This is a genomic window from Pseudomonas sp. dw_358, assembly GCF_018449655.1.
Taxonomy (GTDB): domain Bacteria; phylum Pseudomonadota; class Gammaproteobacteria; order Pseudomonadales; family Pseudomonadaceae; genus Aquipseudomonas.
Window position 1 is genome coordinate 151,393 of the sequence record NZ_JAAVUX010000010.1, and the last position, 26,239, is coordinate 177,631.

A 26,239-nucleotide genomic window follows, 5' to 3' on the forward strand; every position below is an offset into this window, starting at 1 on the left:
GCTGAGCGTTGACGCCGGTCAAAAGCCTGTGACAGGCTCAACGGCTGTTACCAAAGATGGGAACTGCCTTGAACCATTTGCGCTTTCTGCAGTATCTGGATGAAGTGGCACGGGTCGGCTCGATTCGCCAAGCCGCCGAACGTCTTCACGTCGCGCCCTCCGCAGTCAATCGGCGAATTCAGGACCTGGAAGAAGAGCTCGGCACGCCGATCTTCGAGCGCCTGCCCCGCGGGATGCGCCTGACCGCAGCCGGCGAGCTGTTCGTCAGCTATATCCGCACGCGGGCAGCCGACCTTGCACAGGTGCGCTCCAAGATCGAAGACCTCCAGGGGCTGCGCCGAGGTACGGTCAACCTGGTCGTCAGCCAGGCCGTAGCGTCGGTGTTTCTGCCCAAGCACATCGCGCACTTCCGCACGCTCCACCCCATGGTCGAATTCCATGTCCAGGTCGGCGGCCATCGCCAGGCACTGAACGCCGTGCGCACCTTCGAAGCCGAATTGGCCCTTGTCTTCAATCTCGCACCTGAGAATGACATTCAGGTACTGGCAGAACAGGAACAACCTCTGTGCGTCATGATGCACAGAGATCATCCACTGGCTGCCAAGGCCGGCAAGATACGATTGCGCGACTGCGCAGAATATCCGCTCGTGCTGCCATCTGACGAAATGGCCGGGCGGCAACTGTTGAATGACTACTTAGTGCGTCGCTCGCTCAAACTGCGCCCCGCCATCGAAAGCAATAGCTTCGATTTTCTGCGCGGATACCTCTACTACGAACAGGCATTGTCGTTTCAAGTGGCGATTGGGGTCATGACCGACGGCGGCCAATTGATCAGCCGAGACATTGATGACAGTGGTTTTCCGAAAGGCCGACTGGTACTGGCAGGTCTTCGCGGGCGTCAGCTTCCGGTGATTGTGTATGCCTTTGCCGAATACATTTCGCAGGTGTTTGGGAGTGATCAGTGAATCTGCAGGTCTCGTTGCTTGAGGCGTGCAATCGATAGAACGCGTTGCGAAGAGCTCCAACTGAGCGCCACTGACGTTGAGGGCCGCCTGAGCGGCCTTCAATGCGCTTTCAAGGTAAGGATGCTGAAGGTATCGGCATGGAACTGCGGGTCGGCTTTCGGCACCTCGGCAGTGGGCGCCGGTTGGGTGAAGTCCATGGCGAACAGGTAGGCACGGCCGCGCTGGGCGTCGAACACCATGTTGTGAGCCCACGGGCGGGTGCCCACGGCGCCTCGCAGGCGGAACCGGCCGTCGGCGTCCTGGCCGACCACGGTAAGACTGGCGTCGACGCCACTGGGAATCAGCACCTGCTTGCGCTGCGCGTCATAGGCCAGGGTGTTGACCGCATGGGTGATCGGCAGCGTGGCCTGCAGCGCGCCGCTGGCCAGGTCGGCGATCACCAGCACCGGCGGCGCCCCACGGCAGGCCACGAACAGATGCCCGCCCGCCTCGTCCGCGGCCAGCGCGCTCGGTTTGCCGCAACCCGGATAGCTCAGCAGGCGCTGCTCGGCCAGCTGGGGGCCGCTGAGCACCGCGACCTGATCTTCATCCCTGAGCGGCACGATAAAGCGCCCGTCCTTCAGCCCAATGGGCCCATCGAGCTTGCGCGCGGCGATGTCGCGCTCGCCGACAATGCGATCGCTGGCCGGGTCGAGAAAGTACAGGGTCGAGTGGTCGCCACGGCGGCCGCTGGTGATGATCACCCGGTCGCTGTGGCCGTCGTACAGCAGGTTGTTGAGGTTGCCGCTGTCCACCGGCAAGCGCTCCAGCACCTTGCGCTGCTTGAGGTCAACGATGCCGAGACTGCCGTCCATGTTGGCAACGTAGGCGCGGTTGCGCACCGGCACCAGCACCACCGCGTTGGCGCCGGTGGAGTTGGCCAGCGTGCCGAGGGCTTTCTGCCGCTGCACGTCGAACAGGCTCAGGCCGTTTTCCCGGCGCGCCACGAACAAGGTCGGACTGTTCGGGTCGAGCGCGCCGAAACCCCAGCTGTGGCCGCTGCCGGGCAAGGTGCGCACGGCTTCGGTGCGGTACAGCAGCGCGTCTTGCCCATGGGCCAGGCCACACACCAGCGGTAAGGCCAAGGTCAGCCGTTTCAACGTCTTCATGGTTTAAAACTCCAGCGTCGACGACAGGGTGAACTGGCGCACATCCCCCATGGAGATGAAGTAGCGGTTCACGCTGGAGGTGTAGTAGGTGCGGTCGAACAGGTTCTTGACGTTGAACGCCAGGTTCAGCTTGTGACCATCGAGGTGGGTGTCGTACGAGGCGAACGCGTCCACCGTGGTGTACGACGGCAGGTAGAAGCTGTTCGCCGAATCACCCGGGCGCTCACCCACGTAATGGGCGCCGCTGCCGACGCGCAGGCGGTCACCGCCAAACACGTTGCCGAAGTCGTAGACCGCCGACAGCGCCGCGGTCTGGCGCGCCGTGTTCCACAGGCGGTTGCCCTGGTAGAGCTGGTCCTTGGTGGTGATGGCGTCCAGGTACGCGTAGCTGCCGATCACGCTCCAGGCGTCGGTGATTTCCCCGGTCACGTCCAGTTCCACGCCCCGCGAACGGGCGGCGCCAGAGGTGCGCCAGTCAGTGGCGCCGGTGGCATTGTTGTACTGCGATACCAGCACGTTCTTCTTGTCGATATCGAACAACGCCAGGGTACCGGTCACGCGGCCGGGGATTTCCAGCTTGGCGCCGATTTCATAAGACTTGGCGTGCTCCGGCAGCACCGACGAATCGATGGTCACGCCGCTGGACAGCTGGGCGATGCTGGAGGTCGGCTTCAGCGATTCGGTGTAGCTGCCGTAGAATGACAACACGTCGTTGAACTGGTACACCAGCCCGGCGCGGGGCAGGAATTTCTCGCCGTTGATATCGGTGTTGGTCTTGAATGGCCGGCCCTTGCCTGCCAGTTGGTCGTACATCTGGTAGCGGCCGCCGAGTACCAGCGTCCACTGCTCGGTCAGGTGCAGCGCGTCCTGCAGGAAGGCCGACTGCGCGCGCAGCTTGTCGGTCTGATCGCTGTCGCTGGCCGACACCGTCGACGACGGGCTCATCTGGCCATAAACCGGGTTGTAGACGTTGAAGCCGCTGGACGGCGTCTGCCGCAACAGGTCAGCGCGATAGATCTTGCGTTTTTCGTTGTCGAGGCCGAACTGCAGGTCGTTCTGGAAGCCGGCTACCTCGACGTTCCCTTCCATCGAAGCGATCGCATAGCTGTCGGTGCTGACCGCGCCATGGGTGGCGTCGTTGCTGCGGGTGGCCGCGCCGTTGTTGGCGATGGCGGTGACGCGCAACTGGTTGGCGTCGTAGGTTTCGCGGTTCCAGCTGTAGCCGAAGTGGCCCTTCCAGTTGTCGTCGAACTGGTGGTCGACCAGCAGCTGGGTCAGGTCGGAGCGGCCTTCCATGGTGTTGAATGTGTCATCCAGGCGCTCGGTGCGCGGTACTTTCAGGAAGCTGCCGTTGTTGTTCAGCGCGGTGCCACGGTCGAACGGCGTGAGGTATTCGCGGTGCTCGTAAGACAGCACCGCTTGGGTGTCGTCGCCATACCAGGCCAGAGATGGCGCCACCAGGGATTCGCGGTGGGTGCCGAAATTGCGCCAGTAATCCTCGTCCTCGTAGTCGACGATCATGCGGTACGCCAGCGGGGTGTCACCGATCGGTCCAGTGCTGTCGAGAGTGCCGCCACTGCCATCGCGGCCGTGAGCATAGCCTGAAGCGCGGGCGCTGATCGAGTTGTAGGCCTGCAGCGAAGGGCGCTTGCTGACCACGTTGATCACACCGCCCGGGTCCATGATGCCGTACAGCAGGGACGACGGCCCTTTCAGCACTTCAACGCTGTCGGCGGCGGCGTTGAGGCCGCGGCCCTGCACCAGCGGCATGCCGTTGTGCATGATCGAGCCATCGCGGTTGCCGCCGAAGCCGCGCTTCATGATGGTGTCCTGGGTCGACGCCAAGGTGTTGCCTTGGGTGATGCCGCTGACGTTGGCCAGGGCATCGTCGAGGTTGCGCGGCTTCTGGTCACGCAGCACCTGAGACGTGACGACGTTGACCACCTGTGGGGTGTTCAACGTCGGCTTGTCGCTGTGCAGGATGGAGCTGGAGGTCGGTGGCGCCGGCTGGTAGCTGGTGTTGACGTCGCTGCTTGAATCAATCTCGGTGGCGGCGATCTCCAGGTCGCCACTGGCGTCCAGTACGTAGCTGCCATTGGCCTGCTTCTGCGCTTGCAGGCCAGCACCGCTGAGCAGCACTGCAAGGGCGGTGTCGACGCTGTAGTCGCCTTCCAGGGTGGGGCCGCTGCGGCCGTCGGTGAGCTGGGCGTTACCGGCCAGCTCGATGCCGGCCTGCTGGGCGAAGCGCGCTAGTTGCAGGGTCAGGTTACCGGCGGGCACGTGAAAGGTCTGCATGCCCTGGGCCGCTTGGGCGTTGGGGACGGCCAACAGGGCCATCCCACCAAAAGCCAAAGGAACGAGGATTGCCAAGGGCGTGAGGTTGAAATGACGCGAGCGCTTGTAGATCGAAGACATGTGGCCGGTTCCGCAACGTTAGGTAGGTGAAATAGCGTGCTTTCCCTGATACCGAACGGCGGTCGCGAAAAGGGAACCGAGTTATCGAAAATATTCGCGAAGAAAAAGCGCGCGGTCGTCAGGCACGCGCTTCCAGGGTGACCCACCAGGGCAGCAGGCGGTTGACCCGTATCGGCAACGCGCTGGCCAGCGAGGCCAGGGCGCGATCGGTGTCGCGGATGGAGAAGGTGCCGACCACTGACAAGCGGGCGATGCGCGGGTCGCAGGCCAGATAGCCGTGGCGGTAACGGGCCAGCTCGGCGATGACCTGGCCCAGCGGCGTGCCTTCAGCCACCAACACGCCCTGCACCCAGGCGCGGTGCGGTTCGCTGGCGGGCGACGACGGACCCAGGCCTTGGCGGTCGACGGTGATCTGCTGGCCCGGTTGCACGGTCTGGCGCTGGCCTTTGCAGGCCACCTCGACGGTACCGGCGTACACATCAAGGCACAGCCCCGTGTCGCCCAGGCGCAGGTTGAACCTGGCGCGCTCGGCACCGAGCTCGGCATAGGGTGTATCCAGTTGCAGTTTGCCGCCGTGCCCAAGGCGGTCGTCGATGTGGACCTCGCCGCTGATCAGCTTCAGCCGGGGGCCATCCATGTCCATGGCGCTGGCGGTGTTGAGCCAGAGCCGGCCGCCTGTGGGCAATTGCACCTGTCGCTGTTCGCCGGTGTGGGTGGCGTAGTCGGCGAGCCATTCACCAGCAGCGGTGCTGCCGCCCAAGGTACGCCAGCCCAGCCAAGTGGCCAGGGTCAGGCCGCCTAGCGATAACAAGGTACGACGTCGGCTGAGACGCGGACCGCCGTTGTCGTGCAGGGCCACCATCGCGCCCTTTTTCTCCGCCGCGTCGCTGAATTGCCCGAACCGCCCGCCTACCCGTTCCACCAGGCTCCAGGCGTGACGGTGCTCAGCGTGCTGGTCGTGCCAATGCCGCCACTGGCTGCGGTCGTGTTCGGTCACGCGTTCAGAGCCCAGCAGCGCGTACCAGCTGGCGGCTTGCTGCAGCACCGGGTAGCCGGGGGCATTGGCGCCGTTCATATCGGGATTCATGGTGAAAGGCTGGCCTCGAGCACCAGGCACTGGAACATCGCCTGGGCCATGTACTTCTTGACCATGCGCTCCGACACCCCCACCTCGGCGGCAATCTCCCGGTAGCCCATGCCGTACAGCTGGGCCAGCAGGAACGCCTGCCGCGCCTTGCCGGGCAGACGCCGTAGCATGGCATCGATCTCTTCCAGGGCTTCCAGCACCAGCGCGCGGTATTCCAGCGACGGCTCGACGAACCCCGGCTGCGAAGCCAGCGCCTCGAGCCAGGCGCGTTCCAACTGGCGGCGGCGCCATTGGTCGATGCACAAACCCCGCGCCACCGTGCACAGAAATGCCCGAGCATCACCGCTGCCGTCAAACTCACAGGGTTTGAGCAGCAGACGTACGAACGTGTCGTGGGTCAGGTCGGCGACATCGGCGGCATTGAAGGAACCACCAAAGCGCCGGCTCAACCACTGCTGAAGCCAGCCGCCGTGGTCGACATACAGGCTGCCAACGGCGCTGGAAGTTGAGAGGGACGTGGGCAAGATGGCGTTTGACCGTCAGAGAGATGCGAGTGGTGTTACGGATGATAACCACTCTCAAAAGCATTGTCGATGCAACATTATGAAAGCCTTTATGCTTTGTCCGCCTTTGTATTGTTGAGCACTTGCGTGGGCGCCATGGCACAAGACGGCAGCGTACGCGTCGAACGGCAAAGGGACGCGCAGCGCATGATCATCATGGAACATTATCAACAGCGCGATACCGGTGTGGTCAGCGCCTCACCCACCAGCCCAAGGCAGCCCGCAGAGCGCACCCGCGCTGGGCTTTTTGATCTCGAACACCGCCACAGTGGTGGCAGAGGTACCGCGGTCATAGGTGCCGTTTTTTGTCACCCACGGCGAAAAGGACTCACAGATCCCGCTCAAGTGGGCGCAACGCACTTACGAACAGTTGGTCAATAGCCCGCAACGCGAGTTGAAAATCTTTACCGACCGCGAGGGCGGTGTGCAGCACTTCAGTTTTGATATCAGCATCAATGCCGGGCATTACATCGCCGACTGGGTGGCTGAAGTGTTAGGCGGCACGACTCTCTGCAGTCAGGGGTAGACCGCCACTTGTGTGCTGAGGTAGCGATGCAGCCAGGCATTGAATATCACAGGCAGATAGTGGCGACCATTACACAGCAGTCGATCTCCGCTTGCGCAATTACGGCACCGGCCCTTTGCGCTCTATCTCGCGTAGTCCTCGTGCCGGGCATCCAGCAGCCGCCTATTTTCGGCAAAGTGTGCAAAGCTCGATTCGCTGAAACCCTCCCAGTCGCGCGCTGTCCGCTCCGCCACGTGGTCGGGAAGCAGGCTGAGTGGCTGGCCCGAAGCGTAGGCCAGCATCAAGGTCCTGCAGGCCCGTTCCAGGTGATACAAGGTATCAAAGGCTTCGGCAACGCTGGGGCCGGCGACGAGGACGCCGTGATTTCCCATCAACAGGACTGGGTGCTGCGCCAGCAGGCGCGACAACCGCAGGCCTTCGTCCGCGTCATCGGCCATGCCGCTGTAGTAACGGTCGATCACCACACGCTGGTGAAAACGTGCCGTGGTCTGGTCGATGGCTTTGATCTGCGGGTCAGCCAGGCATGCCAGCGCAGTGGCATAAGGGGGGTGCAAGTGCAGCAGGCATCGCAGCTGCGGCAGCCTGGCATGCAGCGTTCCGTGAATGCTCCAGGCGGTGGGGTCAGGCGCATCGGCGCGCGCCATCACCTGGCTGTCGTCAGCGTCCAGCAAGAGTAAGTCGCTGGCACACAACCCGGCGAAATGCCGCCATTTCGGATTGAGCAGAAATTGCTTGCCGTCCTCCGACACTGCCACGCTGAAATGATTGACCACGCCCTCGTGCCAGTCCAGGTGCGCGACCATACGGAAAGCCGCTGCCAGTTCAACGCGCAGTTGCCGTTCCTGTGGCTCAGGTTGCTTCTTGATCATTAAAGTTGGCCTCTTGGTCGGTCAGGGAATTGTCGCTGTCCTGTTGGCTATTGGCATGCATCCGCTCGGTGATTTGTCGGGGTGTGCGGATGTTCTGCTGGCAATGGTGCAGAAACTCCCGGGTCGGTCCGGTCAACTCGGCTGCGCCGTGCCAGGCCATGACCGTGCGTGAGGGAGTCATACGGTCCGTCAGCGGTACGGTCACCACTTCCTTGCCGTCGAAGGTCTGCGAATTCGCAGGTTCCGTCACCAGTACCGAGATGCCCAGGCCGTGCCCGACCAGACCCCTTACCATGTCCAGCGAAGGGGCCTTGTAAGCCACGCGCGGCGAGACCCCGGCGCGCTCGAACAAGCTCAGGAAATATTCATTGCTGGGCCAGATATCCAGCAGCACCAGCGGGTCATTCGCCAGCATCGACAGCGACACGGCGGCGTGCTCTGCCAGCCGGTGGCCCTGGGGCAACACCGCGTGGGCAAACAGGTCGGGCAACAGCGCCACGTGCTCGATCACATTGGGCAGGCCCTGCACGTAGCAGATCGCAATGTCATAGATGCCCGAGCGCAAGCCTTCGATGATGCGCTCCTGCGAACCGACGTGCAGGCGAATGGCGACTTCCGGGAAGCGTTTCTGGAACGACGCGATCAGGTGTGGCGCATACAGGGGGGCCAGGGTCTCGAAGCAGGCCAGGGAGATTTCACCGGCGATCAGGTTGGTCTCGCCAAAGGCCTTCTGTTCAAACTCCCGCGAGTGACGCAGCAGGTTCACCGCATGCAGGTAGAACCTGCGGCCCACCGCGGTCGGTGACATTCCCGAAGACCGGTGACGGAAAAACAGCTTCATCCCGAAGCTGGCTTCCAGGTCCTTGATGGCCACCGAAATCGACGGCTGGGAAATATTGATATGCCGCGCCGCCTGGGCAACGCCGCCGTTCTCGACCGTGGCCACAAAGTAGCGCAATTGCCGCAAAGAGTAGCTCGCCATGGGTGCGGTCCTTATCGGTGCGCTTGAACGCGAGCCACCATAGTCCGGCCGAGCCTCGGTATAAAACAATAAAAATCCTAATTAGCAACTCGTAAAATTCGATACTCTTTAGGCGAAGTACCGCTGTTATGCTCAGCCCGCAACGTTTCTGCGACCGGACTTCCGGGGCCAACGAGAGCCGCTGTCGCTGAATGTCTTGACGCTTGCGCCCTTCCCTACTGCTGACTCATTCCCTTCTTTCTCAGGATCGAATATGAAAAAGCAGTTGAGCTCATCGTTGGCATTTTCGCTGGTGGCGGTCTTGTTCGGTGGCAGCCAGGCCGCCTGTGCCGCTTCCCAGGAGATCGCGGTCATGGCCTGGGGCACGACCTGGGAGCAAGGGCTGCAGGTCGTCGCCGACAAGTTTGAGAAGCAGACCGGCATTCACGTGGTGCCGGTCACGCAATCAGGCTCGGCCGACGGCTACGCACGACTGCAATCGATGCAGGATGCGCCCAAGATCGATGTGTGGTTCTCGACCTCCAGCCTCGCGGCGCGAGTGACGAGCGACAAGAAACTCTTCGCCCCTATCCCCGACGCCGCGCTGAGCAACGTCAGCGCCCTGATGCCTGGCGCGAAGACGCCGACCTGGGTCGCCGCGTACTACTACCCCCTGTCGATCATCTACCGGCCCAGCCTGGTCAAGGGCAAGATCACGGCCTGGTCCGACCTCTGGAAGCCCGAGTTCAAGGACAGCCTTGCGGTGCCCGACGTGCAGACCTATCAGGCGCGCATGCTGATGGTCGCGGCCCTGACCCACGGTGGCAGCATCGACAACGTTGACCCGGGCTTCGCCGCGCTCAAGCAACTGCGCCCCAATATCGCCATGTTCTATGGCTCGGATTCCGATTCGCGCCGGGCCCTGGCCCAGGGTGAAGTCTCAGTGCTGGTCGGCCCGCCCTCACAGGCCAAGCCGTTGAGCGATGCCAAGGTCGACGTCGCGGTGGTCAGCCCGAAACCGGCACCGGTGATGTTCGACGTGATGACGCTGGTCAACACCCCGAAGCAGGCGATGGCGCTGAAGTTCATTGACTTCGTACTCTCCAGCGAATCGCAGTCGACTATATCGACCCTGTACAACATGGGCCCGGTCAACCACAACGTCAAACCAGCGCCGGAGCTCGCCGCCGTGCTGCCCAAGGAAAGCGATCAGGTCAGCTTCGACGAAGGCAAGATCAACGACCAGGTCGGCAAATGGAACGAACGCTTCAACGCCGAGATCAGCCGGTGACAGCGGCCCTCGCCACTCCAGCCCTGGAATTGGCAGGGCTCGGCAAGCGGTATGGCGACCTGAAGGTCGTCGGCGATGTCTCGCTGACGGTGCCCAAGGGCGCGCTGCTGACGCTGCTGGGCCCTTCCGGGTGCGGGAAAAGTACCTTGCTACGGATGATCGCCGGGTTCATTCGTCCGGACACCGGCCGAGTGCTGATCGGCGGCCAGGACGTCACCGCGCAGCCCCCCGAGCGGCGGCCGAGCGCCATGGTGTTCCAGAGCTATGCGTTGTTCCCGCACATGTCAGTGTTCGACAATGTCGCCTTCGGCCTGCGCCTGCGCAAGCTGGGCACCGAGGCCTTGCGCGCCAAGGTGCAAGCGGCGCTGGCGTTGGTGCGCATGGACAGCTTTGGGCAACGCTACCCCGCCGAATTGTCCGGCGGCCAACAGCAACGCGTAGCACTGGCCCGCGGCCTGGTCATCGAGCCACAGCTGCTGTTACTGGACGAACCCTTCGGCGCGCTGGACCGCCACCTGCGCGAAGAAATGCAGGTGGAATTGCGCAAATTGCAGCGCCAACTGGGCATCACCATGCTGGTGGTGACCCATGATCAGGACGAAGCCTTCATCCTCTCCGACTATGTCGCGGTCATGAACAGTGGGCACATCGAGCAGTTCGCCGCGCCCGCGCAGCTCTATGACCACCCCGCGAGCTGCTTCGTGGCCCGTTTCATGGGCATTCCCAACCTGCTGCCGGGCTTTGTCGGCCAATCTCAAGGTCGCACGGTGTTCCGCCATGCCGGTGACGGCTGCCTCTCGCTTGAGCACGACGGGGGTGCCATCGCCGGTGACCCTGTGCACTTGGCACTGCGGCCAGAGACGCTGCGTCTGGTCGCACCTGCCGACGTGGACGCCGACCTGGTAGGCACCCTGGCCTTCATCACCCTGATCGGCAGCCGCCTGCAATACGAAGTCGACCTCGGCTGGACGAGCGTGCACGTGGTGATGCCGCGTACCGAAGACAGTCTGCAAGTGGGGCAGCGCGTGGGGGTGGCGATCAATCGTCGCCTCGCCATCGTGCTGACGGCATGAGCACTCGACCGCGGATCCTGCTCTTGCCGGCCGCTTTGCTGATGGTGGTGTTCTTCAGTGCTTTCCTGGTCTTCGCGGCTGTCAGCTTACTGCATTCGGCCAGCGGCACGCCGGGCTACAGCTTGCCAGTGACACTGAACAACTACCTGCGGTTTTTCACTGATCCGATCGGTCTGGGGGTGCTCGGCTGGACCCTGGTCTTCTCGCTGGCACTGACCGCCGCCACGCTGCTGGTGGGTTACCCCTTTGCCTATCTGATCGCTCGCACGCCGCGGCCCTGGCTGCGTCAACTATTGCTCGGGGCGTTGCTGGTGACCTTCCTGTGCGGGAGCATCAGCCGTGCGTATGGCTGGCTGATTTTGCTCGGGCGTCGCGGCCTATTGAACGAAGCCCTGCTCTGGACTGGCCTCATCGATCATCCGCTGGCCTTGATCTACAACGTCAGCGGGGTGTTCATCGCCCTGCTGCACTTCACCTTGCCGTACTTCGTGCTCACCGTCTTTGGTGCCATTCGCGCGGTCCCGCCACAGATCGAAGAGTCGGCTCGCGACCTGGGCGCCGGAGCATTGCGGGTGTTCTTGCAGATCACCGTGCCGCTGACCCTGCCGGCCATCGTCGGCGGCGCGGCACTGGCATTTTCACTGGCGATCAGCGCGTTCGCCTTCCCGCTGCTGTTGGGCGGCGGCCGTGTACGGCTGATCTCCAACTACATCTATGACCAACTGTTCGTGGCCTTCGACCTGCCCTTCGCGGCCGCCGTATCGTCGATTTTCCTGCTGGTGGCACTGGCGGTCCTGATGAGTTTCTTCGCCATCGAACGTTGGGCCACGCATGCGGTGTACCGGAGGGCCGGATGATGAAGGCGATACTGGGCAAGACGCTGTGGCTGCTGTTTGCCTTGGCCATGCTGACGTTCCTGCTGGCACCGGTGGTGTTCACCGCGGTGTATTCCCTGGGCGAATCACGCTACTTCCAGTTTCCGCCGCAAGCCTGGTCACTGCAGTGGTATGGCGCTTTCCTGCGGGCGGAAAAGTTTCGCGAGGCGCTGGTCACCAGCGCGATTCTGGCAGCGGTGGTCACCCCCCTGTGCCTGCTGATGGCGCTGCCAACCGCTCATGCACTGGCGCGCTACCGCTTTGCAGGGCAGCGCTGGATCGATGCCCTGGTGCTGTCGCCGCTGATCGTGCCGGGTGTGATCACCGGTGTTGCACTGCTGAGCCTGTTTCGCATCCTGCACCAGGACATTGGCCTGGTGCGCATGAGCGTGGCCATGCTGGTGGTCTGCTTTCCCTACGCACTGCGGGCGCTGGCTGCCAATTATCAGGGGGTGGATCCGGCCACCGAAGAGGCGGCCAGGGACCTGGGCTACGGCCCACTGCGCACCTGGTGGACAATTACCCTGCCGCAACTGCGAACTGGCCTGCTGGCTGCGGCGGTGTTTGTGTTCGTCGAGGTGATCGATAACTTCTCGGTCAATGTGTTTCTCGTCGACCTGCACAGCAACACCCTGCCCATCGCCGCGTACCAGCACATCCGCGACGTCGACGATCCACTGGTGGCGGTGATGTCGACCCTGTTGTCGCTGTTGTCGGTGCTGATGGTCTTGGGCTTCAGCCGAATGCTGGGGCTGGAGCGGATGTTCAAACGTCCCTGAAGGCCTCGGAAAATCCTATGCGTCGTTTCGTGTGTTTGAGTTTGACTGGACAGCGCTGGCACGGCGACCATCCGGATCGAGAAAACCTTTGGATGCCCACATGAACGCGCAACTATTCCCGACGTTGACCGCACAATCCTGCCAAAAGGGTGATTACCTCCAGGCCATGGCCCATGCGGTGACGGGCGTTGGCATCGTCGCCACCGACGGCCCCGCGGGACGCATGGGTATCACTGTCAGTTCCATGGCATCGGTGTCGGCCGAACCCCCCTTGCTGCTGGTGTGCCTGCGGGCCGACAGCCCAAGCGCCGCAGCCGTCGCCGCCAACGGCCGCTTCAGCCTGAGCCTGCTGCACCAGGGCCAGGACGCCTTGGCCGACACGTTCGCGGGGCGCCCACGCACGGGCGACGCCTATGCGTTCAGCGCTGCGACCTGGGTCCAGGCACCCGGCGAACTGCCCCGCGTCGCTGCAGCGAGCGCGACATTCATTTGCGAAGTCGTGTCCGCACAGCCGGTGGGCAGCCATCTGCTGCTGATCGGTCAGGTCACCGGCTGCAGTCACGAAGACAGCCTTCCACTGCTCTATTGCGCACGCCAGTACGGCATGCCAGTCGCGCTTTGATTTCACCAGAACAGGACACCACAGCTATGTTGCGCACAGGTGAGCAGTACCGGGATTCGATCCGCGACGGTCGACGTATCTGGGTCAATGGCGAGCGGGTCGCAGACGTGACCGTACACCCGGCCTTCAAGCCGATGATCGACGTGCGTGCGCGTATCTACGACATGCAGCACGAGGCTGCCACGCGCACGACCATGGTCACGCGTGACCGTGACGGAGACGAGGTACCGGTCGGCCTCGCCCTGCCCTGGACCCAGGACGACCTGTGGGCCAAGCGGCGCGCAGTCGACGCGGTGCTCGACGATGTCGGCGGCGTGGTCTCGCGGGTGGGCGATGAAACCATCGGTGAAATGTGGTCGCTGCATGATGGGCTGGATGTGCTCAAAGGCATCGACTCGCACTACGCCGACAACATCGCGCCGCACATCCAGCGCATCCTCAAGCAGGATTTGTTTCACGTCTCGGCCAATACCGATCCCAAAGGCGACCGCTCCAAGCGTCCGCAAGATCAGGATCCGGACATGCTCCTGCACGTGGTGCGCGAAACCGATGCCGGCATCATTGTCCGCGGAGCCAAGTACGAGACCGCTGCAGCGTACGCCAATCAAGCATTCGTGAAGCCGACCATCGCCAACTGGGGCGACGCCAAGCTGTCGGAATACGCGGTGGGTTTCATCTCCGATTTCAGCGCGCCGAACATGCGCTTCATCTGCCGATCAGGTTTTGCCGGTCGGCATTCGATCGACGACTACCCGCTGTCCAACCGTTTCGATGAAGTGGACACGCTGGTCATCTACGACGATGTGCTGGTGCCCTGGGAGAACGTGCTGTTCAACCAGCACACCGCCGCTGCCGGCTTCATTCGCAATACCCTGCACCGCTACGCCGCGTTCCCCTTCCTGCAACGCCTGGAGCGATATGCCGACCTGTTGATCGGCACCGCGCTACTCAACGTGCGCCAGACCGGCCTGGAGAAACAGCCCGCCGTGCAGGAAAAACTGGTGCAGCTGGCCTGCTATCGGGAAACCATCAACGCGCACCTCACCGCGTCCATCACGGCCGCACAGACCAGCCCCAGTGGCCTGTGCATGCCCAACCAGTCACTGATCTATGCCGGCCGCCTGCACGGTTGCGGGCAACTCCCGCAGATGATGCACCTGGCGCGGGAACTCTGTGGCGGACAAATCTGTGTGACGCCTTCGGCGGCGGCGTTCGACGACCCGGAAACCAGCGAGTGGCTGAAGAAGTACTACTCCGTCAACGAAAACTGGCAGGCGTCCGACCGTCGCCGGCTGCTGGCCTTCGCCCGTGACCTGATCAACTCAGACTATGCCGGCCATCGCCTGACATTCCACCTGTTTGCCCAGAGCCCGCCCTACGCCCAGTCCGGCGCCGTGTACCGCAACTTCGACTGGCAGCACGCCGCCGACGTGGTGGAGAAGGCGGCACGCCTGTCCCCCGCCATTCATGGCACCCCTGGCCAATGAGGACCCGCTCATGACGTTCAGTCTTGTCGCCCGCTGCCCGGCCACGGGCATGCTCGGCGTGATCGTGTCATCCTCTTCGCCGGCGGTCGCAGCGCGCTGCGCCTTTGCCCGGGCGGGCCACGGCGCGGTGCTGACGCAGAATTTCACCGACCCCAGCCTTGGCGAGCGCGGCCTGGAGCTGCTCGCACGAGGTGCCAGCGCCGAGCAGACGGTGGACATCCTCGCGCGCACTGCCAGCGATCCCGACTACCGGCAATTGGCGGTGATCACCCCCAAGGGGGTGCCGGCCGCTCATACCGGCGAGCACTGCCTGCTGCGCAAAGCCGCAGCCACGGGTATCGACTGTGTGGCCATCGGCAACTGGCTGGCGGCCGACACAGTGCCACAGCACATGGTCGAGGCCTTCGAGGCCAGCACCGGCCATCTGGCCCAGCGCCTGTTGCTGGCTTTGCGCGCTGGCCTGGACGCCGGCGGCGAAACCGAACCGGTGCATTCAGCAGGGATGAAAGTGGTGCATGAATTACCCTGGCCCATCGTCGATCTGCGTGTCGACTGGACCGACGACTGCCCCGTCACTGAACTGCAAGCGCTCTGGACCTTGTGGGAACCGCGCATGCCGCTCTATCTGGCCCGTGCGCTGCAACCCGCCGATGCTCCCGCCGAGGATTTGCCATGACCCCACTCGAGATCCCCGACAGCCTGTCGATCCTGCACGACCTTGTCGGTTTCGCGACCATCAGCCCGGACAGTAATCTTGAGCTGATCGCGTACATCAACCACTTCCTCGCCGGCTACGGCATCGCCAGTGAGCAAGTCATCAGCGAAGACGGGCGCAAGGCCAACATCCTCGCCAGCGTTGGCCCCGCTGACGCCGCAGGCGTGGTGTTGTCCGGGCACACCGACGTGGTCCCCACGGCGGACCAGGCCTGGCAGGCCGACCCTTTTGTGCTGCGGGTCGAGGGCGGCCGAGCGATTGGCCGGGGAGCCGTGGACATGAAAGGGTTTATCGCCTGCGCCCTGCGCTGCGCGGCCTTGGCCAGCACCCGCACATTGCGCCGGCCGTTGATCCTTGCTTTTAGCCATGACGAGGAAATTGGCTGTGTCGGCGTGCGGCGCCTGCTGCCGGTGCTGGCCGAGCTGCCCACCTTGCCGTTGTTGTGCATCGTTGGCGAACCCACCGAAATGGGCGTGGTGACCGGGCACAAAGGCAAGGTCATGGGCCAGATTTGCTGCACCGGGCTGGAGGGTCACTCCAGCGAGCCTGACAAAGGGGTCAACGCCATCCATCTGGCCGGTGAAATGATCGCCGCGTCGCGGGCAGTACAGGCGCGGTTCAGCGCCGCACCCTACCGCGATCCGACCTTCAACGTGCCCTATTCCACCTTGCATCTGGGGCGGATCCAGGGCGGCACCAGCGTCAACATCATTCCCCGCGACTGCACCATCGATTTCGAGATTCGCAATTTGCCGAGCGTCGATCCACAACCGATGCTCGACGCCCTGAGTGTTGATGCACAGCGCATCGTCGAACCTTACCGCGCCCGCAGCGAACAAGTCGGCGTGACCGTCCGCGTTCACAACCAGTATCCGGGGCTAGGCATTGACGAGCAGCACCCTGCCGTTGCTTTCGTCCAGGCGCTCTGTGGCGTCGCAGGTACGCGCAAAGTGGCCTATGGCACGGAAGCCGGCCTGTTCAGCAACGAACTGGGGCTGGCAACGGTGGTGTGCGGACCCGGCAGCGTCGACCAGGCGCACAAGCCCGAAGAGTTCGTGACGTTGCAACAGCTGTACGACTGCGACGCCTTTTTGCAACGGCTTTTGGACCGCCTCAGCCATGACTTTGACCTTTGACCTTTGACCGCCCGACAGGAGCCTCCCATGGCTGAGCCGCACGACATACTGCGCTGGGTAACCCGCGAAGAACTGATCCAGACCGTCAGTGAGCTGGTGGCCATCCCCAGTTTCAAGGGCGAGGAAACCCCGCTCGCCCACCATGTCGCCACGTGGTGCGAAGCACGGGACTACACCGTCGAACTCGATGAGGTCGAGCCCGGCCGCCTGCAAGTCATCGCCACCCTGAAAGGCAGCGGCGGTGGCCGCAGCCTGATGTTCAACGGTCATCTGGATATCAATTCCCTGACCCGCGGCTGGCAACGCGACCCCTGGACCTGCTGGGTCGAGGGTGACCGTCTGTACGGTCATGGTGCACAGAACATGAAAGGTGGCCTGGGCACGTTCATGGTGGCTGCCGAGGCCGTGCGCCGCAGCGGCGTGACCCTGGCCGGGGACTTGGTGCTGGCTTTCGTGGTGGGTGAAACCCAGGGGGGTGAAGGCATGCACCACCTGATGAACCGCGGCTTTCGCACCGACATGGCGATCATTACCGAACCCTTCGGTGCCGACAATATCGCCACCATCCACAGCGGCATCATGCATTTCGCCATTCACGTCATGGGCCGCTCCGGTCACCTCAGCCAGCGCGAGAACACCGTGCACGCGGTCAACCAGATGGCCAAAGTCCTGCAACGCCTGGAGCACATGACCTTCAGCGCCGAGCCCTACCCGCCACTGCCGGCCTTGCCGCGCCTGAATGTCGGCAGCATCATCGGCGGTCGCGGCCAGGACTACCTGTCCGAGCCCCCTTATGTGCCGGACCTGTGCACCATCGTCGTCGATGTGCACTTCGTGCCCGGGCAAACAGTGGAGAGCGTACTGGCCGATGTACAACGCGAACTGGACGTGATCCACGCCGAGGACCCCAGCTTCGACAGCTCCATCGAAATGCCACCACCTGCCTTCATAAAAGGCCGTCGCCGACTGGTCATGGAACCGGTGGACGTCGCACCCGATGCGCCCATCGTGCGCTCGCTGGCCAGCAGTTACACTCAGGTGATGGGTAAGCCACCGGCACAGGTCGGCGCCATCCTGCCGGCTTCCTATTCGGCCTGTGACACGGCGTGGCTGTGCAAGGCCGGGGTCAGCGCGGTCAACTATGGGCCTACCGCGGCATTCGCTGCAGCCGGACCCGAGGGCGCTTATGTGGTGATCAGCGAAATGGAGACGGTGGCCAAAGTGTTGTCCCTGACGGCAGTGGACATCTGCGGCTGAGGCCGGGGGTCGCGTAAAGGCATCGTAAAAGCGGGTACCACCGAGATTGATGCCCGCCGGTTCATTGAGGGTCAAGGAGCAAGCAAACCCTGGCCCTGACCACGTGTCTTACAGCTCAGACGCCGGTGCGCGCCAACTTGCTCGGCAACGGATGCCCGACTATCCGCTCCGCCAGCCGGGCGCATTCGACCATCTTGTGCAGGTCAATGCCCGTCTCGATGCCCATCTCATGGCACATAAACACAAAGTCCTCCGTGCAGATGTTGCCGGCGGCAGAGCGATGACCGGCGAACGGGCAACCACCCAGTCCTCCGCACGCACTGTCGAACGAGTCGACGCCCAGGCTTAATCCCGCCAGGCAATTGGCGAGGCCACTGCCCCGGGTATCGTGCAGGTGCAAGCCGATGCGCAAGTCCGGCCATCGATCGCGCACGGCACCCACCAGCCGCAGCACCGCAGTAGGCACCGCCAGGCCGACCGTATCGGCGAGGCGCAAACGGGGCACCTGGACACCCATTTCGCTGGCCAGCGTCAGCACCGAGGCAATCTGCTCGCAGACACGGCTGATGGCGATTTCCCCCTCGTAGTGACAGCCAAAGGCCGTCATCACGATCAGTGAGTCCAAGGGGATCCCATGCTCTTTGTAAAAGTTCAGATAGCGTCGTTGCTCTTCGAGCATTTGCTGGTCGTCGCGATTGCTGTTCTTCAACCCGAAGGTCTGCGAGGCATACACCTGCAGTTCGCCGCCCATGTCCAGTGTCGATCGGGCGGCACGTTCAAGCCCCTGCTGGTTCAACCAGATGCCGGTGTAGGACACGCCTTCGGTACGGGCGATGGCCGACGCCACGGCCTCGGCATCGGCCATGCCCGGGACCCGCTTGGGATTGACGAATGACACGCACTGGATGTGTTTGACACCGGTCTCGGACAGCGCGTCGATAAAGCGTACCTTGTCGGCCGTAGGGATATCGGGCGATTCAATCTGGAAGCCCTCCCTGGGTCCCTCTTCGAAGATATCGACGAATCTCGGCAGGTCCAGATTCATCACGCCTCCTCGTCTCGGCTGAGTACCAGACGGCCGTTGACGCCGCCCGCCCGCAGGCGATCGAAGGCCTGGTTGATCTTGCTGATGTCCATGGTTTCCACGGCCAGCGCGGCGATTTTACCGCTCTTGGCCAGTTCGACGAGGGCATGCAGCTCGGCAAGATTGCCCACATACGAGCCCCTGATCACGGTCGAGCGCTGCGCCAGCGGCGGCAGCGGCAGCGTCAACTCGCCGCCGAACAGGCCGACAATCACACAGGTGCCGCCTTTGCGCAGCATGGACACGCCCAACGCTGCCGTTTCAGAGGAGCCGACAAAATCCACCACGGCCGAAGCGTTGCCCTGCCCGGCGATCAACGCCAGGACCGCCTGCGAATCGCCGGGATCGAACGCAAATTGCGCACCGTTGGCCAGCGCATTGGCGCGCTTGGCCGGGTCCAGGTCAGCCACGGCTATTTTGCGGTAGCCCTGGGCCACGGCAATGTTCAGCCCGTTCATGCCAACCCCGCCCAGGCCGAGAATCACCAGCAGTTCCTGGTCGCGATCGATCTCGACCTTATTGATTGCGCTGTAGGCCGTCAGCCCGGAGCAGGCGTAAGTGGCAGCCAGGCTGGGATCGAGGCCGGTCACATCAACCAGGTATTTGGGGTGCGGCACCAGGCAGAAGTCGGCGTAGCCGCCGGGGCGCACCACGCCGATGGACCGCGGCGCGGCGCAGAGGTTGTCCTGGTCCTGCCGGCAGGCATCGCAGTCGCCACAACCCAGCCAGGGATAGACCACGTAATGCCGCCCTACTTCGCCGCTCGGCGCATCCGCTCCCTTGGCCACCAAGCGGCCGTAGATTTCGTGTCCCAGTACCAGCGGCGGGACGATACCGCGATCACGCAGGTTCAGGCGCTTGCCACCTCCCAGGCTGTAGTAGCCGTCGTGCAGGTGCAAGTCGGTGTGGCAGACGCCGCAGCGCGTGACTTCAACCAGCACTTCAGTACCTTGGGGGATGGGCTTGGTCACTTCCACCGCCTCAAGCGGCTGAGCAAATTGTTGAACAGTAAAGGCTCGCATCTCGTTGACTCCTGTTGTTCTTGTCGTGGGTCAAGGTGACGGTGGCTACACCGCTTGTTTCCGGGCGACGCCGATCTCGAACAACACGTCTCGGTTGGCCACCTGGCCACCCACCTCGACCGCGATCTTGTCGATGCTGCCGGCCTGGGGCGCGAGAATGCGGTGTTCCATCTTCATCGCCTCCAGCACCGCGATCACGTGGCCTTTTTCCACCACGTCGCCCTGGGACACTTCCAACTGCGTGACCTGCCCGCTCATGGGCGCGCGCACCAGGCCATCGAACCCCGCCACCCGGCCTTCGGCGGGGCTGTAGCTGCGGTCTTCGACGCGCTGCACGCGGCCATCGAGGTCCAGAAACAGACTCCCCTCGTATTCGAGCACTTGCAGGCGCTGGCGCAGGCCATCGACCACCACCGTCTGCGGGTGGCCTTGGCCGGTCCCATCCAGGCGCACCACATGCTCGCAGCCGGCCAGCCGCACGCGCCAGATATCCCCTTCGGCGCGGGCCGTGAGCACATGGTCGACCTCGCCGATGCGCAATTTCAGTTCACTGCTCAGCCAGGCGGGGCGCAAGGCCGAGGCAGCACCGGCGCCGCAGAACAGCACCGCCGCCACTGCCAGCAGCTCGCCGGACGCTGGCTTGTCCTGCCAGCCTTCGGGAAAACGCCGTGCGATAAACGCGGTGGTGGCACTGCCCGCGACAAACTCTTCATCCGCCAGCACGTCCATCAGGAATGACTTGTTATGGGTGACCCCGAACAGCACGGTGTCGGCCAGGCCGGCCAGCAAGCGGCGGCGGGCGATCTCGCGATCGGCACCATGGGCGATGATCTTGGCGACCATGGGGTCATAGAACGGCGACACCCGATCGCGCGCCTTCAGGCCATGATCGGTGCGCACGCCCGGCAAGGTCGAGGGTTGCCACAACAGCACCTCACCGGTTTGTGGCAGAAAGCCCTTGGCCGGGTCTTCGGCGTACAGCCGCACCTCAATGGCATGCCCGGTCATCTTGACGTCTTGCTGGCGCAGCGGCAGCTTGCCGCCGGCGGCGACGTCGAGTTGCAGCGCCACCAGATCCAGGCCAGTGACCAGTTCGGTAATGGGGTGCTCGACCTGCAGGCGGGTATTCATTTCAAGGAAATAGAACTCGCCCGAGGCGTCCAGCAGAAACTCGACGGTACCGGCGCCCACGTAGTTGATTGCCCGCGCGGCCTGCACGGCGGCCTCGCCCATGCGGCTGCGCAGGTCACTGTCTACCGCGGGTGACGGTGATTCTTCGACGACTTTCTGGTGGCGCCGCTGAATGGAGCAGTCGCGCTCGCCCAGGTGAATGACGTTGCCATGGTGGTCGCCAAACACCTGGATTTCGATGTGCCGTGGCTCGATCACGGCTTTCTCGATCAGCAATGTGCCATTGCCAAAGGCGTTCTGCGCCTCCGAGCGGGCCGCCTTGAGCGCGGCCGGCAACTCTGCGGGCGTAAACACCAGGCGCATGCCGCGGCCACCGCCACCGGCGCTAGCCTTGACCATGACCGGATAGCCGATACGCTCGGCCTCGCGGACAAAGGTCTCCTGCGCCTGATCATCCCCTTGATACCCCGGCACGCAGGGGACGCCGGCTTCGATCATGCGCCGCTTGGAAATCGCCTTGTCGCCCATGGCCGTGATCGCTTGCGGCGAGGGCCCGATGAACACCAGCCCGGCGGCCGTGCACGCTTCGGCAAAGGCGGCGTTTTCCGAGAGAAAGCCGTAGCCTGGGTGCACGGCCTGGGCGCCGCTCTTGCGGGCCGCCGCGATGATGGCGTCGATCTTCAAATAGGACTGGCTGGCCGCCGACGGGCCGATATCAACGGCGGTATCGGCCATCAGGACGTGGCGCGCCGAGCGATCGGCGTCACTGCACACCGCCACGGTGGAAAAGCCCATTTCACGGGCCGTGCGGATGACCCGGCAGGCGATCTCGCCGCGGTTGGCGATCAAAATACGGTCAAATCTCTGCATCTTGCTTTCCTCAAAAAAGACGGCCTCGGTCACGGCTGCTCTACCCAGTGGGGACGGCGTTTTTCGATGAACGCGCTGACGCCTTCGCGCCCTTCCGCGTGCTGCAGCCGCGCCAGAAAAGCCGAGGCGGCCTGGGCGCGAAAATTGTCCGGCGCAGCGGGGGCCAGGCTGCTGAACAACGCCTTGGTCCGGGCATTGGCCTCGCGGGCGCAACGCCCTACCCCGGCCAGCAGCTCGCACAACCGCGCCTCAAGCAGCTGCGGCGTGTCATGCAGCTCATCGACCAGGCCCGTAGCCTTGGCGGTGACCCCGTCCAGGCGCTCGGCGGTCAACGCCAGGCGCGCGCTGGTACGCGCACCGCATCGCGCCGCGACATAGGGGGCGATTTGCGCCGGCAGCAAGCCCAACGTGGTTTCCGACAACGCAAAGCGCGCCTGGGGGGTGGCCAGCACCACATCGGCGCAGGCCGCCAACCCCAGGCCACCGCCCATGGCAGGGCCGTGCACGACGGCGAACGTACACAGCGGCAATTGGGCAAAGCTGGCGAACAAGGCACCTGCGTGCTCGTTGACTTGCACAATGGCCCTCTCGCCGACCTCGCCCGCGTTCAAGTGGTCGATGGTCGTCTGCAGGTCGGCACCGGCGCAAAAGGCGCTGCCGTTTGCGCGCAACACCAGAGCGCGCAGGCTTTGATCCTGCGCAACCCGGCTGAACGCTTCCAGCAGTTCGGTCACCATGGGTTCGGACAGCGCATTGCGCCGATCCGGGTCGTTCAGGGTCAGGGTCAACACAAAACCCTGACGCGTTTGCTCGATCAGCACTGGCATGGAGCTGTTCATGCTCAATACCTCGCGGTGCCAAAGGTCGATGAGTGCAGGCTGCGCGCCTGGCCCAGGGCTATCGTTTCCAGGCAATGCAGGAGCACTGCGCGGGTATCCCGGGGGTCGATGATGCCGTCGTCCCACAGCCGGGCCGTGGCATAGAGCGCCGTCGATTCGCGCTCATAAGCGCTGCGAATGGCCTCTGCGCGGGCGTGCAAGGCCGGGTGGTCGGGCTCGATACCGCGGGCGCGGGCCGAGTCCTGGGCGACAATGGTCATCACTTTGGCAGCCTGCTCGCCCCCCATCACCGCCAGCCGGTTGGTGGGCCAGGAGAAGATGAAATGCGGATCGAATGCCCGCCCACACATGGCGTAGGCGCCCGCACCGAAGGCGCCGCCTATCTGTAGGGTCAGCTTGGGCACCGTGGCGTTGGTCACGGCCTGAATCAGCTTGGCGCCATGCTTGACGATACCCGAGGCCTCGGCCTCGGCACCGACCATGAAACCCGTGGTGTTCTGCAGGAACAGGATCGGCGTGCCGGCCTGGCAGCAGGCCTGGATGAAGTGTGCTGCCTTGTTCGCACCCGCCGAATCGATCGGACCGTTGTTGCCGATGATACCGATTTCGTGGCCGCCGACCTGCGCGTTGCCGCACAGGGTGGCGAAGCCGAACTCGCTCTTGAAAGGCAGAAAACGCGAACCATCGACAAAACGCGCGATGATGTGGTGCAGGTCATGGGGTTCACGATAGTCGGCGGGGGCGATGGCCAGAATGTCGTCGCCCGGCCGCAGCGGGGCATCGCTCGCCCTCGGCGGCAACGGCATCAGCGGCACCACCCGGGCGACCAGCTCACGGGCCAGGCGCAGGGCGTCACTGTCGTTCTCCGCCAGGTATTCCGACAGGCCGGTGACGTGGGCGTGCATCTCGGCGCCACCCAGAACCTCGTCCTCGGCGATCTCGCCGGTGGCGGCGCGCAGCAACGGCGGCCCCGCCAGAAAGACCTTGGAGCGGCCCCGCACCATGATCACGTAATCCGACATTCCCGGCTGGTAGGCGCCGCCGGCGGTGGACGAGCCGTGCACCACGGCAATCACCGGCACGCCGGCGGCGGAAAGCCGCGCCAGGTTCGCAAACTGTTTACCCCCTTCGACGAACAGCTCGGCCTGAAGGGCGAGGTTGGCGCCAGCGCTTTCCACCAACTGGAGATAAGGCAAGCGGTTTCGCAGGGCGATTTCCTGCGCCCGGATGATCTTCTGGATGCCCATGGGGTGCATCGCACCGCCGGCAATCCCGGCGTCATTGGCCATGATCATGACCCGCCGGCCCTCGACCTCACCGACGCCAGCGATCACGCCGGCACCCAGCACCTTCTCCGCGCCGTCGTCGTCATGCATGCCCAGGCCGCACAAGGTCGATAATTCGAGGAACTCACTGTTGCGGTCCAACAGCAACGCGATGCGTTCACGCGGCAACAACTGGCCACGCTTGCGCATGCGCTCGGTGGCCCTGGCGGAGTTCTCCACGACCTTGCGTTCCAGTGCCCGGACATTTTCCAGCAAGGCCAGGTGGGCCTCGCGGCGCGCCTTGCTTTCCTTGCTGTTTGCCGGTGCGGTCGCTTGCAGGACGGTCATGACGGCAGCCCTCCCCGGCAGGAGCCATGGCTCGTAATCGACATGTGGTCTGGCATGGTGATTGTCTCCACCTTGATATTTACTGGCGAGTAGATAATTTATACTTACACATAGATCCATATACTCACAAGATCTATATTCACCTCGACAGTAAATTCAGCGGAGGTTTTCATGAAACTGTGGCATTGCATGGACGCGCGATCGTTTCGCGTGCTTTGGGCGTTGGAAGAACTGCACCTGCCCTACGAACTCGAGGTGCTGGCGTTTCCACCGCGCAGCCACGACAAGCGGATTTTCACGGTCAACCCACTGGGCACCGTACCCGCGCTGGAAACGCCAAACGGCGTGATGACCGAATCATCGGCCATCTGTGAATGGCTGGCCGAGCAACATCCCGAGGCCGGGTTGGGTGTCGCCGTCGGTTCGCCTGACCGGCCGGCCTATCTCAATTGGCTGCACCACGCCGACACCACCCTCACGTTCCCCCAGACCCTGTACCTGCGCTATCGCTACCTTGAAGACCCGGAGCGCCGGCAGCCGCAGGTCGCCGAGGACTATCGGCGCTGGTTCCTCGGACGCTTGAAGCTGTTGGCCAGTGTGTTGGAGACGCAGGCGTTCGTGTGCGCAGGTCGCTTTACCGTTGCCGATATCTGCGTCACCTACGCCCTCTCGCTGGGCGAGGATGTAGGGCTGGCCGCAGACTTCGCGCCGGTGCTGCAGGCCTACCTGGCACGCATGACGGATCGCCTGGGCTGGCAACGCGCCAAGGCCGCGCAGCGGGATGCCGCGCGTGCTGCCGGCCTGGCGACCGAGGCGCCCGCCCAACTCGCACGGGCGGCTGTCGACGACGTTTCATGAAGCCTCGAGTAGTGATATTTTACCCATCAGTAGATTTCTGATATTTCACCTGAGGATGCTTTACCAATGGCGATGGGACTCAAGGAACAAGCGCTGGAATTCAAAAGAAACCGCATCCTGGAGGTGGCCGCCGAGCTGTTTTTCCACAAGGGGTTCACCAGTACCACGCTGGATGAGGTGGCCGCTGCGCTGTCGGTGACCAAGCCCTTCATCTACCAGTTCTACACCACCAAGGCCGACCTGCTGGCCGCCGTGTGCCTGCGCACCACGGCACTGGCCGCCGACCGTGCCCGCGCCGCACGGGAAGATCGCGGCACGCCCGCCGAACGCCTGGAGCGCTTCGTACGCAGCCTCGCCCGCGAGGTGATCGCCGGGCGCATGTACCTGGCAGTGTACTTCCGCGAAGAAAAGCACTTGCCGGCCGAGGCGCAACAAACCCTGCAGGCTGACCACCGGCGCTTCAACGATGCGTTGCTGTCGCTGCTGGAAGAAGGCAGGGCCAGCGGAGATTTCGCCCTTGGCGACCCGGTCGTGGCCATGCAGGCCATTACCGGCATGGCCACCTGGGCGTTTTTCTGGTTCCGCCCCGAGGGACGCTTGTCTGCCGATCAGGTGGCGGATCAACTGGCAACGTTCGCAATGCGCGGTGCGGGCCTGAACACCCCACACTGAAACCCGCATACACGGTTGATTTTCTCCCGCATTGGCTTGACTCGGCACGCGTTTACTGACCAGTATAAGAATATTCCCGACAGATCACTTCAGTTCCCAATAACAATTTTAACTACCTGACAGTTTCATCGAGGAGCAAAACATGGAAATCAAATCCGAAATGGCCGGGACGGTGCTACTGGTCAATGTCGGCCCAGGCGACGCCATCACGGCGGGCGATGAACTCCTCGTCATGGAGTCGATGAAAATGGAAATGCCGGTGCTGGCAACCGCCAGCGGCAGCATTGCTTCGGTCTACGTGGCTGACGGCGACGTGGTGGAAGCCGGCCAAGTCATCCTAAGTATCGACTGACGCCCGACAGCGCCGCTGATGCACCAGCC

The 26,239-nt window shown here is 63.5% G+C and carries 24 protein-coding genes and 1 pseudogene; 14 read left to right on the forward strand and 11 right to left on the reverse strand.

The window, feature by feature from the left end; translation table 11 throughout:
- Positions 1-56 precede the first annotated feature (56 nt).
- Complete coding sequence (locus tag HB675_RS16270) at positions 57-965, forward strand: LysR family transcriptional regulator (RefSeq protein WP_256737579.1); 909 nt, start codon at positions 57-59, stop codon at positions 963-965.
- Positions 966-1,063: 98 nt separating this feature from the next.
- On the opposite strand, the gene HB675_RS16275 is transcribed toward HB675_RS16270, so the two are convergent.
- From HB675_RS16275 to HB675_RS16290, 4 genes are all read right to left on the reverse strand, one after another.
- Positions 1,064-2,113, reverse strand: a complete 1,050-nt coding sequence (locus tag HB675_RS16275) for a hypothetical protein (RefSeq protein ID WP_256737580.1) — start codon at positions 2,111-2,113, stop codon at positions 1,064-1,066.
- Between the two features lie 3 nt (positions 2,114-2,116).
- Positions 2,117-4,528 carry a TonB-dependent receptor gene (locus HB675_RS16280; protein ID WP_213879362.1) on the reverse strand — a complete coding sequence of 804 codons (2,412 nt, stop codon included), beginning with the start codon at positions 4,526-4,528 and terminating at the stop codon, positions 2,117-2,119.
- 118 nt (positions 4,529-4,646) lie between these two features.
- Complete coding sequence (locus HB675_RS16285; RefSeq protein ID WP_213879363.1) at positions 4,647-5,603, reverse strand: FecR domain-containing protein; 957 nt, start codon at positions 5,601-5,603, stop codon at positions 4,647-4,649.
- A gap of 8 nt (positions 5,604-5,611) precedes the next feature.
- Entirely contained in the window at positions 5,612-6,139 is a 528-nt protein-coding gene (locus tag HB675_RS16290) for a sigma-70 family RNA polymerase sigma factor (RefSeq protein ID WP_218626573.1), read from the reverse strand.
- Positions 6,140-6,473: 334 nt separating this feature from the next.
- Between HB675_RS16290 and HB675_RS16295 the strand changes: the two are divergent.
- Positions 6,474-6,704, forward strand: a pseudogene (locus tag HB675_RS16295) (alpha/beta hydrolase); the annotation flags it as partial.
- Positions 6,705-6,826: 122 nt separating this feature from the next.
- Here the strand turns inward: HB675_RS16295 and HB675_RS16300 are convergent.
- Positions 6,827-7,573: a class II aldolase/adducin family protein gene (locus HB675_RS16300; RefSeq protein ID WP_213879364.1), complete on the reverse strand. Its 747-nt coding sequence runs from the start codon at positions 7,571-7,573 to the stop codon at positions 6,827-6,829.
- Positions 7,554-8,555: a LysR substrate-binding domain-containing protein gene (locus tag HB675_RS16305; protein ID WP_213879365.1), complete on the reverse strand. Its 1,002-nt coding sequence runs from the start codon at positions 8,553-8,555 to the stop codon at positions 7,554-7,556. Before HB675_RS16305 ends, HB675_RS16300 begins: the two co-directional genes overlap by 20 nt.
- 253 nt (positions 8,556-8,808) lie before the next feature.
- Between HB675_RS16305 and HB675_RS16310 the strand changes: the two genes are divergently transcribed.
- From HB675_RS16310 to HB675_RS16350, 9 genes are all read left to right on the forward strand, one after another.
- Positions 8,809-9,825 carry an extracellular solute-binding protein gene (locus HB675_RS16310; RefSeq protein ID WP_213879366.1) on the forward strand — a complete coding sequence of 339 codons (1,017 nt, stop codon included), beginning with the start codon at positions 8,809-8,811 and terminating at the stop codon, positions 9,823-9,825.
- Entirely contained in the window at positions 9,789-10,898 is a 1,110-nt protein-coding gene (locus HB675_RS16315; protein WP_213879367.1) for an ABC transporter ATP-binding protein, read from the forward strand. Before HB675_RS16310 ends, HB675_RS16315 begins: the two co-directional genes overlap by 37 nt.
- Positions 10,895-11,755 carry an ABC transporter permease gene (locus HB675_RS16320; RefSeq protein WP_213879368.1) on the forward strand — a complete coding sequence of 287 codons (861 nt, stop codon included), beginning with the start codon at positions 10,895-10,897 and terminating at the stop codon, positions 11,753-11,755. Before HB675_RS16315 ends, HB675_RS16320 begins: the two co-directional genes overlap by 4 nt.
- Positions 11,752-12,552, forward strand: a complete 801-nt coding sequence (locus HB675_RS16325; protein WP_213879369.1) for an ABC transporter permease — start codon at positions 11,752-11,754, stop codon at positions 12,550-12,552. Before HB675_RS16320 ends, HB675_RS16325 begins: the two co-directional genes overlap by 4 nt.
- Positions 12,553-12,652: 100 nt before the next feature.
- Positions 12,653-13,174 carry a flavin reductase family protein gene (locus tag HB675_RS16330; RefSeq protein WP_213879370.1) on the forward strand — a complete coding sequence of 174 codons (522 nt, stop codon included), beginning with the start codon at positions 12,653-12,655 and terminating at the stop codon, positions 13,172-13,174.
- Between the two features lie 26 nt (positions 13,175-13,200).
- Complete coding sequence (locus HB675_RS16335; RefSeq protein ID WP_213879371.1) at positions 13,201-14,661, forward strand: 4-hydroxyphenylacetate 3-hydroxylase family protein; 1,461 nt, start codon at positions 13,201-13,203, stop codon at positions 14,659-14,661.
- A 10-nt stretch (positions 14,662-14,671) separates the two neighbouring features.
- Positions 14,672-15,337, forward strand: coding sequence for a DUF1028 domain-containing protein (locus HB675_RS16340; protein WP_213879372.1), 666 nt, complete (start codon positions 14,672-14,674; stop codon positions 15,335-15,337).
- Positions 15,334-16,512, forward strand: coding sequence for an acetylornithine deacetylase (gene argE / locus HB675_RS16345; RefSeq protein ID WP_213879373.1), 1,179 nt, complete (start codon positions 15,334-15,336; stop codon positions 16,510-16,512). Before HB675_RS16340 ends, argE begins: the two co-directional genes overlap by 4 nt.
- Before the next feature lie 27 nt (positions 16,513-16,539).
- Positions 16,540-17,769, forward strand: coding sequence for a M20/M25/M40 family metallo-hydrolase (locus HB675_RS16350; protein ID WP_213879374.1), 1,230 nt, complete (start codon positions 16,540-16,542; stop codon positions 17,767-17,769).
- A gap of 115 nt (positions 17,770-17,884) precedes the next feature.
- Here the strand turns inward: HB675_RS16350 and HB675_RS16355 are convergent, their stop codons facing one another.
- From HB675_RS16355 to HB675_RS16375, 5 genes are read right to left on the reverse strand one after another with little or no spacing between them, the layout of a single operon-like run.
- Positions 17,885-18,814 (reverse strand): hydroxymethylglutaryl-CoA lyase, encoded by a 930-nt coding sequence (locus HB675_RS16355; protein WP_213879375.1) that lies wholly within the window; start codon positions 18,812-18,814, stop codon positions 17,885-17,887.
- The gene (locus HB675_RS16360; protein WP_213879376.1) at positions 18,814-19,875 is read right to left on the reverse strand and encodes an alcohol dehydrogenase; all 1,062 of its coding nucleotides are present in this window, start codon (positions 19,873-19,875) and stop codon (positions 18,814-18,816) included. Before HB675_RS16360 ends, HB675_RS16355 begins: the two co-directional genes overlap by 1 nt.
- A gap of 45 nt (positions 19,876-19,920) precedes the next feature.
- Positions 19,921-21,876 (reverse strand): acetyl/propionyl/methylcrotonyl-CoA carboxylase subunit alpha, encoded by a 1,956-nt coding sequence (locus tag HB675_RS16365; RefSeq protein ID WP_213879377.1) that lies wholly within the window; start codon positions 21,874-21,876, stop codon positions 19,921-19,923.
- 29 nt (positions 21,877-21,905) lie between these two features.
- The gene (locus tag HB675_RS16370; RefSeq protein WP_213879378.1) at positions 21,906-22,715 is read right to left on the reverse strand and encodes an enoyl-CoA hydratase-related protein; all 810 of its coding nucleotides are present in this window, start codon (positions 22,713-22,715) and stop codon (positions 21,906-21,908) included.
- A gap of 2 nt (positions 22,716-22,717) precedes the next feature.
- Positions 22,718-24,328 (reverse strand): carboxyl transferase domain-containing protein, encoded by a 1,611-nt coding sequence (locus HB675_RS16375; RefSeq protein ID WP_213879379.1) that lies wholly within the window; start codon positions 24,326-24,328, stop codon positions 22,718-22,720.
- A 171-nt stretch (positions 24,329-24,499) separates the two neighbouring features.
- Between HB675_RS16375 and HB675_RS16380 the strand changes: the two genes are divergently transcribed.
- The 3 genes from HB675_RS16380 (at position 24,500) to HB675_RS16390 (ending at position 26,210) form a co-directional block, all read left to right on the forward strand.
- Positions 24,500-25,186, forward strand: coding sequence for a glutathione S-transferase family protein (locus HB675_RS16380; RefSeq protein WP_213879380.1), 687 nt, complete (start codon positions 24,500-24,502; stop codon positions 25,184-25,186).
- A gap of 66 nt (positions 25,187-25,252) precedes the next feature.
- Positions 25,253-25,858 carry a TetR family transcriptional regulator gene (locus HB675_RS16385; protein WP_213879381.1) on the forward strand — a complete coding sequence of 202 codons (606 nt, stop codon included), beginning with the start codon at positions 25,253-25,255 and terminating at the stop codon, positions 25,856-25,858.
- 142 nt (positions 25,859-26,000) lie between these two features.
- The gene (locus HB675_RS16390; RefSeq protein WP_213879382.1) at positions 26,001-26,210 is read left to right on the forward strand and encodes an acetyl-CoA carboxylase biotin carboxyl carrier protein subunit; all 210 of its coding nucleotides are present in this window, start codon (positions 26,001-26,003) and stop codon (positions 26,208-26,210) included.
- Positions 26,211-26,239: the final 29 nt, after the last annotated feature.

Excerpts from the sequence above, each read along its gene's own strand:
- HB675_RS16270 (WP_256737579.1), top strand. The coding sequence starts at position 57 with ATGGGAACTGCCTTGAACCATTTGCGCTTTCTGCAGTATCTGGATGAA.
- HB675_RS16275 (WP_256737580.1), bottom strand. The coding sequence starts at position 2,113 with ATGAAGACGTTGAAACGGCTGACCTTGGCCTTACCGCTGGTGTGTGGC.
- HB675_RS16280 (WP_213879362.1), bottom strand. The coding sequence starts at position 4,528 with ATGTCTTCGATCTACAAGCGCTCGCGTCATTTCAACCTCACGCCCTTG.
- HB675_RS16285 (WP_213879363.1), bottom strand. The coding sequence starts at position 5,603 with ATGAACGGCGCCAATGCCCCCGGCTACCCGGTGCTGCAGCAAGCCGCC.
- HB675_RS16300 (WP_213879364.1), bottom strand. The coding sequence starts at position 7,573 with ATGATCAAGAAGCAACCTGAGCCACAGGAACGGCAACTGCGCGTTGAA.
- HB675_RS16305 (WP_213879365.1), bottom strand. The coding sequence starts at position 8,555 with ATGGCGAGCTACTCTTTGCGGCAATTGCGCTACTTTGTGGCCACGGTC.
- HB675_RS16310 (WP_213879366.1), top strand. The coding sequence starts at position 8,809 with ATGAAAAAGCAGTTGAGCTCATCGTTGGCATTTTCGCTGGTGGCGGTC.
- HB675_RS16315 (WP_213879367.1), top strand. The coding sequence starts at position 9,789 with ATGGAACGAACGCTTCAACGCCGAGATCAGCCGGTGACAGCGGCCCTC.
- HB675_RS16320 (WP_213879368.1), top strand. The coding sequence starts at position 10,895 with ATGAGCACTCGACCGCGGATCCTGCTCTTGCCGGCCGCTTTGCTGATG.
- HB675_RS16325 (WP_213879369.1), top strand. The coding sequence starts at position 11,752 with ATGATGAAGGCGATACTGGGCAAGACGCTGTGGCTGCTGTTTGCCTTG.
- HB675_RS16330 (WP_213879370.1), top strand. The coding sequence starts at position 12,653 with ATGAACGCGCAACTATTCCCGACGTTGACCGCACAATCCTGCCAAAAG.
- HB675_RS16335 (WP_213879371.1), top strand. The coding sequence starts at position 13,201 with ATGTTGCGCACAGGTGAGCAGTACCGGGATTCGATCCGCGACGGTCGA.
- HB675_RS16340 (WP_213879372.1), top strand. The coding sequence starts at position 14,672 with ATGACGTTCAGTCTTGTCGCCCGCTGCCCGGCCACGGGCATGCTCGGC.
- argE (WP_213879373.1), top strand. The coding sequence starts at position 15,334 with ATGACCCCACTCGAGATCCCCGACAGCCTGTCGATCCTGCACGACCTT.
- HB675_RS16350 (WP_213879374.1), top strand. The coding sequence starts at position 16,540 with ATGGCTGAGCCGCACGACATACTGCGCTGGGTAACCCGCGAAGAACTG.
- HB675_RS16355 (WP_213879375.1), bottom strand. The coding sequence starts at position 18,814 with ATGAATCTGGACCTGCCGAGATTCGTCGATATCTTCGAAGAGGGACCC.
- HB675_RS16360 (WP_213879376.1), bottom strand. The coding sequence starts at position 19,875 with ATGCGAGCCTTTACTGTTCAACAATTTGCTCAGCCGCTTGAGGCGGTG.
- HB675_RS16365 (WP_213879377.1), bottom strand. The coding sequence starts at position 21,876 with ATGCAGAGATTTGACCGTATTTTGATCGCCAACCGCGGCGAGATCGCC.
- HB675_RS16370 (WP_213879378.1), bottom strand. The coding sequence starts at position 22,715 with ATGAACAGCTCCATGCCAGTGCTGATCGAGCAAACGCGTCAGGGTTTT.
- HB675_RS16375 (WP_213879379.1), bottom strand. The coding sequence starts at position 24,328 with ATGACCGTCCTGCAAGCGACCGCACCGGCAAACAGCAAGGAAAGCAAG.
- HB675_RS16380 (WP_213879380.1), top strand. The coding sequence starts at position 24,500 with ATGAAACTGTGGCATTGCATGGACGCGCGATCGTTTCGCGTGCTTTGG.
- HB675_RS16385 (WP_213879381.1), top strand. The coding sequence starts at position 25,253 with ATGGCGATGGGACTCAAGGAACAAGCGCTGGAATTCAAAAGAAACCGC.
- HB675_RS16390 (WP_213879382.1), top strand. The coding sequence starts at position 26,001 with ATGGAAATCAAATCCGAAATGGCCGGGACGGTGCTACTGGTCAATGTC.